Origin of the sequence: Roseibium sp., from assembly GCF_965233565.1 — a bacterium.
Taxonomy (GTDB): domain Bacteria; phylum Pseudomonadota; class Alphaproteobacteria; order Rhizobiales; family Stappiaceae; genus Roseibium.
Map to the genome: position 1 here is coordinate 3708271 of NZ_OZ247494.1, position 15002 is coordinate 3723272.

At 60.2% G+C, this 15002-nt stretch carries 16 protein-coding genes and 1 other RNA gene; 10 read left to right on the forward strand and 7 right to left on the reverse strand.

Annotated elements, in window-relative coordinates; translation table 11 throughout:
• Window positions 1-23: 23 nt before the first annotated feature.
• The 3 genes from ACO6TG_RS17055 to ACO6TG_RS17065 are packed head-to-tail and all read left to right on the forward strand — an operon-like array spanning window position 24 to window position 3979.
• Window positions 24-1148, forward strand: coding sequence for a microcin C ABC transporter permease YejB (locus ACO6TG_RS17055; RefSeq protein ID WP_094073440.1), 1125 nt, complete (start codon window positions 24-26; stop codon window positions 1146-1148).
• A 4-nt stretch (window positions 1149-1152) separates the two neighbouring features.
• The gene (locus tag ACO6TG_RS17060; protein WP_422374292.1) at window positions 1153-2337 is read left to right on the forward strand and encodes an ABC transporter permease; all 1185 of its coding nucleotides are present in this window, start codon (window positions 1153-1155) and stop codon (window positions 2335-2337) included.
• 10 nt (window positions 2338-2347) lie between these two features.
• Window positions 2348-3979: an ABC transporter ATP-binding protein gene (locus tag ACO6TG_RS17065; RefSeq protein WP_422374293.1), complete on the forward strand. Its 1632-nt coding sequence runs from the start codon at window positions 2348-2350 to the stop codon at window positions 3977-3979.
• 20 nt (window positions 3980-3999) lie between these two features.
• Here ACO6TG_RS17065 and ACO6TG_RS17070 read toward each other — a convergent pair whose 3' ends face one another.
• The 6 genes from ACO6TG_RS17070 to ACO6TG_RS17095 form a co-directional block, all read right to left on the reverse strand.
• Window positions 4000-4650: a hypothetical protein gene (locus ACO6TG_RS17070; protein WP_422374294.1), complete on the reverse strand. Its 651-nt coding sequence runs from the start codon at window positions 4648-4650 to the stop codon at window positions 4000-4002.
• 14 nt (window positions 4651-4664) lie between these two features.
• A complete protein-coding gene (locus ACO6TG_RS17075) occupies window positions 4665-5291 on the reverse strand; it encodes a hypothetical protein (protein ID WP_422374295.1) in 627 nt (208 codons plus the stop codon).
• Window positions 5292-5461: 170 nt separating this feature from the next.
• Complete coding sequence (locus ACO6TG_RS17080) at window positions 5462-6670, reverse strand: lytic murein transglycosylase (protein WP_422378899.1); 1209 nt, start codon at window positions 6668-6670, stop codon at window positions 5462-5464.
• 256 nt (window positions 6671-6926) lie between these two features.
• A complete protein-coding gene (locus ACO6TG_RS17085) occupies window positions 6927-7505 on the reverse strand; it encodes a histidine phosphatase family protein (protein ID WP_422374296.1) in 579 nt (192 codons plus the stop codon).
• The gene (gene nudC / locus ACO6TG_RS17090; protein WP_422374297.1) at window positions 7505-8455 is read right to left on the reverse strand and encodes an NAD(+) diphosphatase; all 951 of its coding nucleotides are present in this window, start codon (window positions 8453-8455) and stop codon (window positions 7505-7507) included. Before nudC ends, ACO6TG_RS17085 begins: the two co-directional genes overlap by 1 nt.
• Before the next feature lie 120 nt (window positions 8456-8575).
• Window positions 8576-9007 carry an HIT family protein gene (locus ACO6TG_RS17095; RefSeq protein ID WP_422374298.1) on the reverse strand — a complete coding sequence of 144 codons (432 nt, stop codon included), beginning with the start codon at window positions 9005-9007 and terminating at the stop codon, window positions 8576-8578.
• Window positions 9008-9147: 140 nt separating this feature from the next.
• On the opposite strand from ACO6TG_RS17095, the gene ACO6TG_RS17100 reads away from it, so the two are divergent.
• The 6 genes from ACO6TG_RS17100 (at window position 9148) to recR (ending at window position 13317) form a co-directional block, all read left to right on the forward strand.
• Window positions 9148-9780: a LysE family translocator gene (locus ACO6TG_RS17100; protein WP_422374299.1), complete on the forward strand. Its 633-nt coding sequence runs from the start codon at window positions 9148-9150 to the stop codon at window positions 9778-9780.
• 79 nt (window positions 9781-9859) lie between these two features.
• Window positions 9860-9957, forward strand: an RNA gene (ffs, locus tag ACO6TG_RS17105) — signal recognition particle sRNA small type.
• 149 nt (window positions 9958-10106) lie between these two features.
• Window positions 10107-12029 carry a DNA polymerase III subunit gamma/tau gene (locus tag ACO6TG_RS17110; RefSeq protein ID WP_422374300.1) on the forward strand — a complete coding sequence of 641 codons (1923 nt, stop codon included), beginning with the start codon at window positions 10107-10109 and terminating at the stop codon, window positions 12027-12029.
• Window positions 12030-12049: 20 nt separating this feature from the next.
• Entirely contained in the window at window positions 12050-12247 is a 198-nt protein-coding gene (locus tag ACO6TG_RS17115; RefSeq protein WP_157739036.1) for a hypothetical protein, read from the forward strand.
• A 117-nt stretch (window positions 12248-12364) separates the two neighbouring features.
• Complete coding sequence (locus ACO6TG_RS17120; RefSeq protein ID WP_094073449.1) at window positions 12365-12685, forward strand: YbaB/EbfC family nucleoid-associated protein; 321 nt, start codon at window positions 12365-12367, stop codon at window positions 12683-12685.
• Between the two features lie 23 nt (window positions 12686-12708).
• On the forward strand, window positions 12709-13317 hold the full coding sequence (recR, locus tag ACO6TG_RS17125) for a recombination mediator RecR (RefSeq protein WP_422374301.1): 609 nt from the start codon (window positions 12709-12711) through the stop codon (window positions 13315-13317).
• A 10-nt stretch (window positions 13318-13327) separates the two neighbouring features.
• On the opposite strand, the gene ACO6TG_RS17130 is transcribed toward recR, so the two are convergent.
• Window positions 13328-14074 (reverse strand): class I SAM-dependent methyltransferase, encoded by a 747-nt coding sequence (locus ACO6TG_RS17130; RefSeq protein WP_422374302.1) that lies wholly within the window; start codon window positions 14072-14074, stop codon window positions 13328-13330.
• 189 nt (window positions 14075-14263) lie between these two features.
• Here ACO6TG_RS17130 and ACO6TG_RS17135 point away from each other — a divergent pair, with 189 nt between their 5' ends.
• Window positions 14264-14992 (forward strand): sulfate transporter family protein, encoded by a 729-nt coding sequence (locus ACO6TG_RS17135; RefSeq protein ID WP_422374303.1) that lies wholly within the window; start codon window positions 14264-14266, stop codon window positions 14990-14992.
• Window positions 14993-15002: the final 10 nt, after the last annotated feature.

A 15002-nucleotide genomic window follows, 5' to 3' on the forward strand; every position in this document is an offset into this window, starting at 1 on the left:
AATAAAGGGAATGCACGAACTCCATGGGCGCCTATATTCTTCGCCGCTTGCTGTTGATGATACCGACCCTGGTCGGGATCATGGCCATCAATTTCGTCATCATCCAATTTGCCCCTGGCGGACCGGTGGAGCGCGTGATTGCGCAGCTGCAGGGAACGGATGTCTCTGCAACGTCACGGATCAGCGGCGGCGGCGGCGACATGCTGGGGGCCGGCAACGACGCCTCTGGCGGCAGCGGCGCGGCGTCGGCGGACAGCGTCACCTCCAAGTATCGCGGCGCCCAGGGCCTCGACCCGGAATTCATCAAGGAGCTGGAAGCCCAGTTCGGCTTTGACAAGCCGCCGCTGGAACGGTTCCTGAAAATGCTTGGCGACTATGCCCGTTTCGATTTCGGTGAGAGTTACTTCAGGGACATCAAGATCATCGATCTGATCAAGGAGAAACTGCCGGTCTCGATTTCACTCGGCCTCTGGATGACACTGATTTCCTACGTGGTGTCGATCCCGCTCGGGATCCGCAAGGCGGTGTCGGATGGCTCCCGGTTTGATGTCTGGACCTCCGGCGTGATCGTGGTTGCCTATGCCATCCCGGGGTTTCTGTTCGCGGTTCTGCTGATCGTTCTTTTTGCCGGCGGTTCCTTCTGGGACATCTTCCCCTTGCGTGGCCTCGTCTCCGACAACTGGGAGGAACTCTCCTGGCCGGCCCGGATTGCCGACTATTTCTGGCACATGACCCTGCCTCTGACGGCCATGGTGCTTTCCGCCTTCGCCACCACGACACTGCTGACGAAAAACTCGTTCCTGGACGAGATCCGGAAGCAATATGTGATCACGGCCAGGGCCAAGGGACTGAACGAACGCCAGGTGCTTTATGGTCATGTCTTCCGCAATGCCATGCTGATCGTTGTCGCCGGTTTCCCGGGCGCCTTCATCTCCTCCTTCTTCGCCGGTGCATTGCTGATCGAGACGATATTCTCTCTCGACGGCCTCGGTCTGCTCGGCTTTGAATCGGTGATCAACCGGGACTACGCAGTGGTCTTCGCGACCGTTTACATCTTCGGGCTTATGGGCCTCCTGGTCAGCCTGATATCCGATCTGACCTACACCTGGATCGATCCCAGGATCGATTTCGAAAGCCGGGAGGTCTGAGACAATGGATTCCCGACTGAGCAAAGACATGGAAGCGGCCGGATACGACCTGCTCAACCCGCTTCCGGAGGAAACGGCGCCGCCGCCGAAGAAAATGCGCCTGTCGCCCATCAACCAGCGCCGTCTCGCCAACTTCAAGGCCAACAGGCGTGGCTACTGGTCCCTCTGGATCTTCCTTGTCCTGTTTGTGTTGGCCATGTTTGCCGAATTCATCGCCAATGACCGGCCGATCCTGGTGTCCTACAAGGGCGAGTTGCTGATGCCGGTTCTGGTCGATTACCCGGAGGAAAAGTTCGGTGGTTTCCTTGCGGTGACCAACTACAAGGATTCCTTCATTCGGGAGGAAATCAACGAACATGGCTGGATGCTCTGGCCGCCGGTCCGCTATTCCTACACATCACGTAATCTGAACCCGCCGACGCCGGTGCCCTCACAACCGTCCTGGATGCTCTCCAAGGAGGAACGCTGCGTGCGCTATCCGGAAGGGGCCAACGATCCGGGCTGCATCATGGGCAACTGGAACTGGCTCGGCACAGACGACCAGGCCCGTGACGTCTTTGCCCGGCTGCTCTACGGCTTCCGCATTTCCGTCCTGTTCGGCCTTGCCCTGACATTGGCGTCTTCCGTGATCGGTATCGCCGCCGGCGCGGTGCAGGGTTACTATGGTGGCTGGACCGATCTCCTGTTCCAGCGCTTCATCGAAATCTGGACAGCCGTTCCAACGCTCTACCTGATCCTGATCGTGTCCTCGTTCCTGGTGCCCGGGTTCTGGACGCTGTTCTCGATCCTGCTGGCCTTTTCCTGGGTGTCCCTGGTCGGGGTCGTGCGCGCGGAGTTCCTGCGCGGCAGGAACTTTGAGTATATCTCCGCGGCAAGGGCGCTGGGCGTCTCCAACAAGGTGATCATGTGGCGCCATCTTTTGCCCAACGCCATGGTGGCAACGCTGACCTTCATGCCCTTCATCCTGAATGGCTCGATCTCGACCCTGACGGCGCTGGACTTCCTGGGTTTCGGATTGCCGCCGGGCTCTGCATCTCTTGGGGAGCTGCTCGCCCAGGGCAAGAACAATCTTCAGGCTCCCTGGCTTGGCATTACCGGTTTTGTGGTGATCTCGCTGATGCTCAGCCTGCTGATCTTCATCGGCGAAGCCGTGCGGGATGCCTTTGATCCACGCAAGAGTCTGGGGTGAGGACAACAAAATGACAAAAGACCCTCTCCTGTCCGTCCAGGACCTGTCCGTCGCTTTTGCCCAGGGCGACAACAAGAACCTGGCTGTCGACCGGATCTCCTTCGAGATCAACAAGGGCGAAACCGTTGCGCTTGTCGGTGAAAGCGGCTCCGGCAAGTCGGTATCCGCACTTTCGGTTCTCAAATTGCTGCCCTATCCGGCTGCCTCGCATCCGTCTGGCCGGATCCTGATGAACGGCAAGGACCTGCTCACCGTCAGCGACAACGAGATGCGCAAGGTGCGCGGCAACGACGTCTCGATGATCTTCCAGGAACCGATGACCTCGCTGAACCCGCTCCATGTGGTGGAAAAGCAGATCTCCGAAATCCTGACGATCCACCGTGGTATGGGCGAGAGCCAGGCCCGGGAGCGCGTTCTGGAACTGCTCAATCAGGTCGGCATTCGCGATCCGGAAAAACGGCTGAAGTCCTATCCGCACCAGCTCTCCGGAGGGCAGCGGCAGCGGGTGATGATTGCCATGGCGCTGGCCAATCAGCCGGACCTCTTGATTGCCGACGAGCCGACCACCGCACTTGACGTGACCGTGCAGGCCCAGATCCTGGAACTGTTGAAGGTGCTGCAGAAACAGCAGGGCATGGCCATGCTGTTCATTACCCACGATCTCGGCATCGTGCGCAAATTTGCCGACCGGGTCTGTGTCATGACCGACGGCAAGATCGTCGAGCAGGGCCCGGTGGCGGAGATTTTCGAGCGGCCGCAGCATGCCTATACCAAACATCTTCTGGCCGCAGAGCCGAAGGGTGCGCCGCCGGCAACCGATAAGGACAAGCCAATCGTTGTGCAGGCGGACGATCTGAAGGTCTGGTTTCCGGTCAAACGCGGCCTCCTGCGCCGCACCGTCGACCACATCAAGGCGGTCGACGGCATCGACGTTGAAGTGCGGGAGGGGCAAACTCTCGGCATCGTCGGGGAAAGCGGGTCGGGCAAGACGACGCTCGGTCTGGCGATCCTGCGCATGATCTCCTCAACGGGACGGATCGCCTTTGATGGCAAGGAGATCCAGGGGAATTCCTGGAAGGAGATGCGGCCGCTGCGAAGGGACATGCAGATCGTCTTCCAGGACCCCTTCGGTGCACTCAGCCCACGCATGTCCGTGTCTGATATCGTCGGGGAGGGCCTGCAGGTGCATTTCCCGGGCATCTCCGCTGAAGAGCGCGACCGCAAAGTCGCCAAGGCTCTGGAGGAAGTCGGGCTTGATGCCTCGACCCGTCATCGTTATCCGCACGAGTTTTCCGGCGGCCAGCGACAGCGGATTTCCATTGCCAGGGCCATGGTGCTGGAGCCGAAATTCGTCATGCTGGACGAACCGACCTCGGCATTGGACATGAGCGTTCAGGCCCAGGTGGTCGATCTCCTGCGCGACCTGCAGAAGGCGCACGGACTGGCCTATCTGTTCATCTCGCACGACCTGAAGGTCGTTCGGGCGCTTGCCAACGAGGTCGTTGTCATGCGTCAGGGCAAGGTGGTGGAACAGGGGCCTGCAGAGCAGATTTTTGATGCTCCGCAGACCGATTACACCAAAGCGCTGATGGCCGCCGCCTTCCGGCTGGAGGCGGCGCCGGAAGGTGTCGTGAACGTCTAGGATCTTGACCCGGGACAGGATTAAAAACCGCCTTTTTCGGCTTCAGGACAAGGACCCAACGGTGCAGCGTCACCGTCCATGTCTTCAGCGGCCATCAGTTGCTGGAGGTTGGCGTCCTTGAGCAACGGCACAAAGCCACCTAGTTCCGACGCCTTGAGAAAGGTGCTGACGACGATCCTGTCCGGCCTGTTCTCCGAGAGAAGACAGGCGTCGACACTGATTTCCATGCTGCCATCAACTTTCTCGCGGTCTCCCTTTCTCATGTCCGTCAGGTGCGATTGAAACGCCTTGAACGCGGCGACCCTGCCTGCAGGCAGCCGATAGACTTCGACGCGCCAGCCCGTTTGCAACTCGCCGGCCAGTTCGGCTTTCTCGGCGGCCGTGTCCACGCGGGTGAAGGCGAACTCTTCCTTCAGTTGCACCTCGCCGCTGGATTTTTCAGTGACGATCAGCCGCATTTGGGCGCCGCCGTCGGGGATCCGGATGCTGTCGGGATATTTGACGGCAATCCGAAGACCGTCCGGTGCGGTTTTCAGGAGATCAAACCGGCTGAGTTTCACCATGGTGGTCAGCGGTACATGGCTGCAGGCCGCAACACACCAGGCAAGAACCGCGGCGACCAGCAAATTTGCAGCGCCGTTGTGCCTGCACCAGGCAAAGACTGTTCTCATCGATCCTGTCCGGGTCAGTTCATCACCTGGCAGGGCTGGACGGGGTCCCGGCGCCCGGTCTTGCCGGTGTCTGGAACATTGCGCAGGTCAAAGTCCGTTTCCAGGGGCACATAGTCCTGAAATTCGGACGTTTTCAGATAGGTCGAGATCAGCATCCGGCCGTTGTCCTTCGGGTCGAGCTTGCATCCGGCGACGTCAATGGTGAGCGACCCGGCCATGTTGTCTTTCTGATTTTGCGGCAAGGAGAGATACTTGGCCTGCAGGGCCCGCAGTTCGGCAACCTCCTGCTCCGGAATCCGATAGACAGAAACCTGTTCGTCTGTGCGACGCTCTGACAGCACGCTTTCCAGCCGGTTGGGCTGCACTGCTTTTTTCAGGAGCACTTCCTTTTCGCGGAGCACCTGGCCGGTCTGCCGATCGGTCATCAGGATTTTCACACGTGCGCCGCCCTGAGGCACAGCCAGACGCTCAGAGTGACGAACCGCAATGCGGAATTTTGCCGGGTCCGTGGTTGCAGGGTTGAAACTGTCGAGATCGGACGCGAACACGGCAGGGGCCGTGGGCAGGGTCAGAACAAGGACAAGCCAAAGGGAATTTACGCGCAGAAACGGCCGAGTCCGGCGGAGTGCAGGTCCAAACATTTGAATCTCCATCTAAGAAAGCAGCGATTAATTATCGTAAAACAATAAAAAATAAAAGTGAAAATAATGTGGCAGGCGCGAAAACACTCTCCGCGGGCGCTTGAGTGCCTGCGGTTCCGGCTGATTTTCCTCGTGATTTCAGTTCAGGTTTTCAGGGGCAGGAAACGGTTTCAGCCGACCCAACAGGTGGCAAAATAGCCGTTTTTCTCCTGGTCCTTGCCGATGGAGCGTCGGGTCTTGAAACCGATCAGGCCATCGGCACCGCCAACATCGTGACCGAGGCCTTCGAGGCGCAACTGCAGATTTCTGACAGCGCCGCGGGTGGTTTCCTTCATTGGTTTCCAGGCACCGGCAAAGGCCTTGTTGTTGCCATAACGGTCCGCGAGATGACCGACGAAGAGCGCATAGGCATCACTTTCGTTGTATTTCTTGATGACGTAGAAATTTTCCGTGGCAATGAAGGCCGGACCATAGCGGCCCGCTGGCACCAGTATGTTGCCGGGCCGGTTGATCTCGTGGTCGGGGAACGGTCGGCCGCTCACGCGTTTCACCCCTTCACGCACGAACTCGGAAATCTTCTGCCGGTTGTCCGGGCCTTCCCGGGTGCAAGAGACGTTTTCCGGCAGCACCACCTCATAGCCCCAGTCGCGCCCCTTCTGCCAGCCGTGCTCGGCCAGGTAATGCGCAATCGAGGCCATGGTGTCGGCTTCCGAGGTCCAGATATTGCGCCGGCCGTCGCCGTCGAAATCGACCGCGTATTTCAGATAGGAGGAAGGCAGGAATTGCGGTTGTCCCATCGCGCCGCCCCAGGAGCTTTTCATCGCCTTGCGGCTGATGTCGCCATTTTGCAGGATTTGCAGCGCTGCGACGACCTCGCCTTTGAAGAAGTCGGCGCGCTGGCCCATGAAGGCCTGGGTGGCGACAACCCGCAGGGCATCGTGCGGGATCTTGGCGCCGCCATATCCTGATTCCCGCGCCCAGATCGCCAGAATGATCCGCTTGGGAACGCCATAACGCGCCTCGATCCGTTGCAGCGTGGCCGCATGCTTCTGCATCAGGTTGCGGCCGCGAGGAACCAGAGCATTGAACTGGCCGGCACGGAAATATCGCGCTGGTGACCGGAACTCGGCCTGGAAATTGATTTTGGGCGGCGTTCCCTTGCCGCCGGGGCCGACCAGTCCGGGCAGCGACGTATCTGGGGTGAGACCGTTCAGCTCCCGGTCGATCACGGCTTGTGAAACGCCGGCTTTGCGGGCGGCCGGTGCGATCTCCGAGGCCAGAAACTGGCGGAACTGGGCATCATATTTGCCGGCTTGCGCCGAGGGCGTGAACGCTGCGACAGCGATTGTTGTAAGCACAAGATTCAGCAGAATTCGGATCACGGTACGCTCCCGGCTCAAGCAACGGCTTCAAACGTGCCCTAACTTTGAGGACGCGCGACGCGCTGTCTAGAAGGTCGGGCCACTTGCTTCGGCTTGTGTCACTGATCCTTCGAGATAGCCCGAAGGCTCTCCTCAGGATGAGGCCGAAACTTTTACGTGGCCCATTCCGCTTCCAGAAGGACATCAAGCGCCAACTCATGAGAGCCGCGTTAACGATAAACCTAGCATGAAGTGTTGCGCGGGCCGACCGGCTTCAGAGTTCTATCCAACTCAAATTCCGGCCTGCTTGTGTCGTAAGCCACGCCTTGTCGAAGCGGTACCAGCTGCCACCACGGGTCTGGTCGTGCTCTCTTGAGATCGGCACCGCCATCAGGTGACACATCAACAGAGTACCGACCGCACCGTGGCCTGTGAACAGAACCGGCTGTTCGTCCGGAATGTGGCGCAGAGCGCTGCTGATCCCGGTGACGACCCGGTTCTGGGCATCGATGGCCCGTTCCCAGCCCCGTATGGACCGATGGGGATCTGCGAAAAAGGCATCCGCGGTTTTTTCAAACTCTTCCGGTGGCAGGAACCCGGTCGCACTGCGATCGTTTTCATGAAGGAAGGGCAGCACCCGCTGAAAGACGTTCTTGCGGCCGGAAAACACCTGGGCCGTTTCAGTCGCTTTTTTCTCGGCGCTGGAAATGACCTGCCTGATCTCGTCGGCGAAGGGAAGCTCCGTCGCCTTTACGGCGCGTTCGCGGCCAAGATCCGACAGTCCCCAGTCCGGCACCGGAACCTCCGGATCAACAACAACCTCGGGGTGGGTCAGGTAGATGCACCAGGTCATCAGATTTTCCGCTCCAGCCAGCCAGTGATGAGTTCAAACGCAATGGAAATCGACGGAGGGATGAGGTGGCCTTCCGGGTGGGTTCCCGCGACCATCTGACGAACTTCCTCCCGGTCGCACCATTTGCAGGCTTCCAGTTCGTCATCTTCGATTTCAATCTCGAACGAGGTCGCCTCTCCGATGCAGCCGAGCATCAGGTTGGCGGGAAACGGCCAGGGTTGATTGGAGATCAGCCGGACGTTGCCGACCCTGATCCCGGATTCCTCCAGCGTCTCCCGCCGGACGGCCTGTTCAATGGTTTCACCCGGTTCCATGAAACCGGCAAGGGTGGTGTAAATGCCCTCCGGCAGCCGGGCGGGTCGGCCGAGCAGGGCCCGGTCTCCGGACTTATCGGTGATCAGCATGATGACGCAGGGGTCGGTACGCGGAAAATGCGGACTTTCGCAGGCGGGGCAGTCACGCCGGTAGCCGGCCTCCGCCATGACGGTCTTTTCCCCGCAGCGGGAACAGTGCCGATGGGTCCGGTGCCAGTGGATCAGGGCGCGCGCCTGCGCCAGGGCGCCGAGATCTTCCGGATTGAAAGCCTTTTGAAGCGCCAAAGTGCGCAGATCGATCAGTTTGAGACCACCTTGGTCGGCCAGGTCCTCGTCGTCTTGCGGGAGTGTTGTCGCGAACACCGCCCCACCGCTTTCCGCCCGCAATCCGAGAAACACGAGTTCCTTCGGGTCGGCGCCGAGTGCCCTGGCAGAGGCGAGATCATGACCGGGTTGCAAGGGCTCGCGATCCTGGAACACCAGCGTTCGGGCCGTCGACAGGACGATCTCCGTATCCGGCTTTGCCAGCAACTCCTCAAGATAAGCTGTGTCGCCGCGCCTGGTTGATTGCCGGTCGAGCGTGTTGCCGAGAAAACTCATCTCCATCGCCTGGAGGCCGGCGGTGGTGGCGCGCATGGGGAACATCCTTGATTTTCAATCTGGTGTGCAAGCAGCGGGGTTGGAGACTAGTGGAAGGGGGGCGACCGCGAAAGCGTCTTCAGGCAAGGGGGCGATCAACTCTCGATGCAAAATAAGTCAACCGGTTCTCAGGTCATCCCCCTCCAACAGGACGTCGCGCAATTGCTCGATAAGCGTTTCGGCTTTCTCCGGGTCATAGGCCTCACCGGGCACCACACCCCACACAGGGCCGGGCCAGGCCTGGTCTTCGCGAAACCGTGCAATGACATGCACATGCAGCTGCGAGACCTGGTTGCCGAGGGCGGCGACATTCAGCTTCTCACAATCCGTGACCTGTCGGAGCGCCTGGCTGGCCTGGGCAATTTCGCGCATCAGCTGCAGCTGGTCTTCTTCCTCCAGGTCGATGATCTCCACCAGATCGGGCTTGCGCGGGATCAGGAGAAGCCAAGGGTAATTGGCGTCCTTCATCAGCCGCACGGTGCAAAGTTTCAGGTCGGCGACAGGATAGCTGTCGCCTTCCAGGCGGGGATTGAGATTGAAAAACGTCATGGGGCATATCCCGCTGCTGGAGGGACGCGCCTGTGTCAAAGGCGGTTTGCTTTTGCCAAGCATATGTCTAGAGTTGGGCCACTGTGAACCCGTATTCACATCTGCCTGCCATCCTTTTCTCCTGTCGCGGAAACCTTGCCATGTCCCTCGAAACGGTTCTGAGCTTTCTGCTCGTCGCCAGCCTGCTTGTCATGTCGCCGGGACCGAACGGCGTCCTGATCGCCAAGACCGTGCCAACATCCGGCCGGCTGGCGGCCGTGTCCAATATCGGTGGCTTCGTGACCGCCTTCTTTCTGCATGGCGCATTGTCGGTACTCGGCATATCCGTGATCCTGGTGCATTCGGCAGAGGCCTTCTTCGTGGTCAAGATGCTTGGTGCCGCCTATCTCTTCTGGATCGGCCTGAAAGCGCTTCGCGAAGCAATGAAAGGCGGTGCACTGGCGCCTGAAGTTGCCCCGGCGAGGCGCAAACGGACCCTTGCAAAGGCTTTTGGCGAAGGGTTCCTGACCAACGCCCTCAACCCCAAGGTCTCCATGTTCTATCTCGCCGCCTTTCCGCAGTTCATTCCGGCAGGTGAGGGAGCGGTCTCGGCCGCCTTTGGTCTGGTGGCCCTGCACTCCGTGATCAACGCGGTCTGGTTCGGCGCGATGATTGTTTTGCTGGCGCGGGTCAGCCGGGCGGCACGGAGCCCTTCGTTTCAGCGCTGGCTGAAGGGCGTGACCGGCCTCGTCTTCATGGGTTTCGGGCTCAAACTGGCAACCTTGCGGCCCTGAGGGGCGAAATTTACCGGCAAACAAAAAAGCTCGGAGCCCCCTTGCCAAGCCCCGGGGGGGATCTGATATAAGGCGCTCGGGAGGTTGGTGGTGGACGAGCCACTCGCCAACCGGGTCAGGTCCGGAAGGAAGCAGCCCTAACGAGCCTCGGCACGGGTCGCCGTGCCAGCCTCCCACCCAAAAGCAATCTGCTTTGATGGAAGCACCGCCGGAGATCCGCGGTGCTTTTTGTTTTTCCGGCCGGCCCGGGGCCGTCCACATCTTCCACACAGAAAAACTTCTCCTGGCCCGTCCCACTTGCTGAAAAAATCGCTATGGTGCGGCTCATGGATGAGACTGGTTTTCCCGAAGAGGGCGCATCTGGCGCGCCCGGACTGACGAGCGGTGGCGCGGAGACTTCCGCGGCAAGCGATGGTGCTTATCGCGTTCTCGCGCGCAAGTATCGGCCCAAGACCTTTGAGGATCTGGTTGGCCAGGAGCCAATGGTTCAGACCCTGGAAAACGCCTTCGATACCGGCCGTATTGCCCAGGCATGGATGCTGACCGGAGTGCGCGGGGTCGGCAAGACCACAACTGCCCGTATTCTCGCCCGCGGCCTGAACTACGAAGTTCCGGGCGAAGCGGACAAGCCGACGGTGAAGCTGACCCGCGAAGGCACCCACTGCAAGGCGATCATGGAAGGCCGCCATGTTGATGTCATCGAGATGGACGCCGCCTCGCATACCGGCATCAACGACATTCGCGAGATCATCGATGCGGCCCGCTATCGTCCGGCAACGGCGCGCTACAAGGTCTATATCATCGACGAAGTACACATGCTCTCCAATGCGGCCTTCAACGGGTTGCTGAAAACGCTCGAGGAACCGCCGGAGCATGTGAAATTCATCTTCGCAACGACCGAGATCCGGAAAGTACCGATCACGGTCCTGTCGCGCTGCCAGCGCTTCGACCTGCGCCGGATCGAACAAGCCAAGCTGATCGGCCTGCTGCGCCGGATTTCCGATGCCGAGGGTATCCGGATTTCGGATGAAGCCCTGATGCTGATTGCCCGCGCCGGTGAAGGCTCGGCACGCGATTCGCTGTCCCTGCTCGACCAGGCGATGGCCCATGGCACAGGTGCGATCGAAGCGGAAGATCTGCGCCAGATGCTCGGTCTTGCGGACCGGGCGCGCGTGATTGACCTCTTCGGTCACCTGATGGCCGGCCGTATCGAAGACGCGCTGGGCGAGTTGCAGGCGCAATATGAGGTCGGGGCCGATCCGGCGATCATATTGACGGATCTTGCCGATTTCACCCACCTCGTCACACGGATGAAAGTCGCTCCGAAATCGGCCGACGAGAGTTCGGTGACCGAGGCGGAACGGGCGCGCGGCCGTGAATTTGCCGAGCAATTGTCCGTGCGGCTTTTGTCCCGCGCCTGGCAGATCCTGTTGAAAGGCGTTCAGGAAGTGCAGGCCGCCTCGAAACCTCTGGCCGCCGCCGACATGGTTCTGGTGCGGCTTGCCTATGCCGCGGATCTGCCGGATCCGGGTGAATTGATGGCGCAGATCAGGAACGGTCAGAACCCGCTGGGCGGCCCATCGCAGGGCGGTGGCGGGGGGGCGGCACCTTCAGGTGGCGGCGGTCAGGCCATGGCCGTTGGCATGGGCCATCCGGGCGGTGGTTCGGGCAACGGCCCGACCATGCAGGTTTCGGCACGTCCGCAACTGTCTGCGATCCAGGGTGGACTGCCGTCTGCCCAGCCCGCAGCCCAAACGGTTTCCCAGCCCGCGCCGCAGCCGGAAGCACCGGCGGCGCCGGCCTATAACCTGAACAACCTGCATGACTGCGTCGCCCTGGCCTCGGAAAAGCGCGACATTCCGATGAAGGTGGCGATCCAGCGGCAGATGCGGCTTGTGAAGTTCGAACCGGGCAAGATCGAGATCCAGCCGACGGACGATGCGCCTGCCGACATTGCCGGCGAATTCGGCCGCAAACTGACCGAATGGACCGGCCAGCGCTGGTTCGTCGTTGTCTCGCGCAACCAGGGCCGGCCGACCATTCACGAAGAACAGGAAGCCAACCAGCAACAGCTCCTGTCCGATGCAAGGTCGCATCCGACCGTGGCGGCGCTGCTGGCCGCTTTTCCCGGGGCCAAGGTGGTCGATGTCACCGTTCAGGTGACAGAAGAGGCCGAGGCGGCCATGGCGGACCCGATGGTCAGCGACCCGTTGCTGAGCGAAGCGCTTGGCGACGATGAAGACGAGTGAGCCGGGATGTATCGAAGGCGATGAAAGACAAGAAGATCAAGACGAATATCATCCTGTTTTTCGCAACCACCATTGTTGCCTGTCTGGCCATGTATGCGGTCTCGCTGATGGCAATTGACGAGTACACGAAACTTCTGACCGTCATTTCCATCGTCTGCGGGCTGTTCTTTGTCGGCCTCTATTTCGCGATCAGGGTCTTCTATCTGAGCACCAAATGATGCGCTCGATCCGGCTTATGGGCTGGTAATTCACCGGGTGTTCTTCTACATGCAGGGCAGAAGATTGTGTGACACTCGGCTGGCGGGGCCGCCGGGAGAAAACGAAGGAGAGATCCCATGGATTTCCTGAAGATGATGAAGCAGGCCAAGCAGATGCAGGAGCAGATGGGCTCGCTGCAGGAACAGATGGTCGAGATCGAAGTGGAAGGCACGGCCGGTGCGGGTCTCGTGCGCGTGACGCTGAATGGCAAGGGTGACCTGAAAAACCTCTCCATCGACCCGTCGCTGCTGAAGGAAGAGGAAAAGGAAATCCTGGAAGACCTGATCATTGCCGCACACACCGAAGCCCGCGCCAAGGCGGAACAGGCCATTGCGGAAAAGACCCAGGAAATGATGGGCGGCCTCGGCCTGCCGGCCGACATGAAGCTGCCGTTCTAGGCAGTAGATCGGGGCGCGGTTAGATGGGGCAGAAATCGGTTGCAGGACCGGAAATCGAGCGGCTGATCCAGCTTCTGGCCAAGCTGCCGGGGCTTGGCCCGCGCTCTGCCCGCAGGGCCGCGCTGCACCTGATCAAGAAAAAGGACCAGCTGCTGGTACCGCTGGCAGAGGCCATGGGCGTTGCCGTCCGCGACATCGGCATCTGTTCGACCTGCGGCACGGTCGACACCTCCGATCCCTGCACCATCTGCTCCGATCCGAAACGCGATCCTTCCGTTCTGGTCGTCGTGGAAGACGTTGCCGATCTCTGGGCGCTTGAGCGCGCGGGCGCCGTCAATGCGCGCTATCACGTCCTCGGCGGTACCCTGTCGCCGCTCGACGGCATCGGCCCGGAAGAACTCAATCTGGCCAGCCTGATCGATCGCTGCGGCTCTGAGGCCCTTTCGGAGGTCATCCTGGCGATCAGCGCAACGGTCGAGGGTCAGACCACGGCCCATTACATCATGGATCAGCTGTCGCATCTGGACGTCAGCGTCACCAAGCTTGCCCACGGTGTCCCGGTCGGCGGCGAACTGGACTATCTCGACGAGGGCACGCTTGCCCAGGCCCTCAAGGCGCGCACCAGGGTCTAGGGTCAGGACCCTAGCGTTCGAACAGAAACGCCCCGCAGAAGAAATCCTCCGGAAACGCATAAATCAGTCTGCTGGACGAGAAACCGGCCTTCACGCCCATCTCGACCCAGTCTTCGGGCGGCTCGGCAAAATCATAGGTGCTGATATGCTGCCAGATATGGTCGAATTCATCCTGTGACAGGGACTGGAAGCGCTGGCGCAATTCGTCATGCCAGCGCTTGACATAGTGGTCCCGGCTTTCCCCGGACCGGCAGACCGGCTCGGCGGTCACGAATATCCCGCCTGGCTTGAGCGCTGAGCGCACCGCGCCAAGCATCTCCAGTTTCTGTTCCCTTTGAAGGTGATGGATAGAAAACCCGCACCAGATGACATCGGCACCTTCCGGCCGCTCCTTGACGCCCGAGACCATGTCTTCCTCGCCAAGCGTGACCTCATAGGGGGCGTCCTTCATGACCTCGGCGGCGCATTCCAGGGCAGGGCGCGACAGGTCTAGCCCCTCATACCGGCTTATCTGCGTTCCGGCGAGAATCTTGTGGGCGAGACTGGAATCCCCGCAGGCAAGGTCAAGGAAGCTGAAGGGGTGGTCGAACCGGAGATCGATCTCGGTCCGGATGAGGGTGCCGATTTCCCGGTGCTGCATCTCATTGGAGCGAACCAGCTTGTGATAGATGCCCCATTCATACTGGAACATCTTGAGCGCTTCGGGCGCCAGAACCTTGGAGATATCCGTTTCCGGATTGAAATGAAGATGCAGCATTGGGCCTCCGCAAGGGGGTCGATCCAACAAGATCGGAATCGTCTGGGTAAAGGCTAGTTTCAGTTCCGGCTCGCCACAACATTAAGTTTAGATCCCTGCGTGGAACGCGTCTGGTTTGCGTGGTGCTCTTGCGCTCCCCTGTCAGCACCCTTATGTCGAGGCGGTCGTACTCCAGATAACGAAGGTGTCATGTTTCAAGCCGCATCCCGAGCCATGTCCGAAGTTTTCGAACAGCCCTTTCGGGCTATTTTCTGGAAGATGCTCGGTTTCACGCTCGCCATCCTGGTGGTGATCTGGATTGGGCTGCAGTGGCTGGTGACACATTTTCTCGGTGTTGCGGCGACCGAATATGGCGACGGTGCCAGCTGGGTCGGCTGGATTGAATGGTCGATCTCGATCCTGACCGGGATTGGCGCCGTCTTTGCGCTAGGCTTTCTGATTGCGCCGATTTCTGCGCTGTTTGCGGGCCTGTTCCAGGACGAGATTGCCGATATTGTCGATCAGAAGGACTATCCGGGCGACCGCCCGGGCACGGCACTGCCATTTGCGCAGTCTATCGGCCAGACCATCAAGTTCACCGGCGTGGTCATTCTCGGCAACCTGTTCGCCCTGTTCCTTCTTCTGATTCCGGGGATCAACCTGGTCGCGTTTTTCATGGTCAACGGCTATCTGCTCGGCCGTGAATTCTTCGAATTTGCCGCCATGCGGTTCATGCCGCCGGCCGAGGCCAAAGCTTTCCGCAAGGCGCGCGGCGGCACCGTGTTCATGGCCGGCCTGATCATCGCCTGCCTGTTGGCTGTGCCGATCCTCAACCTGGTCACGCCAATATTTGCAACGATCTTCATGCTGCACCTGTTCAAGATGCTGGCGGCAGAGCGGCAGCGCACGGTTGGCATGCAAGAACAAAGAATGCCCTGATCAGCCCGCG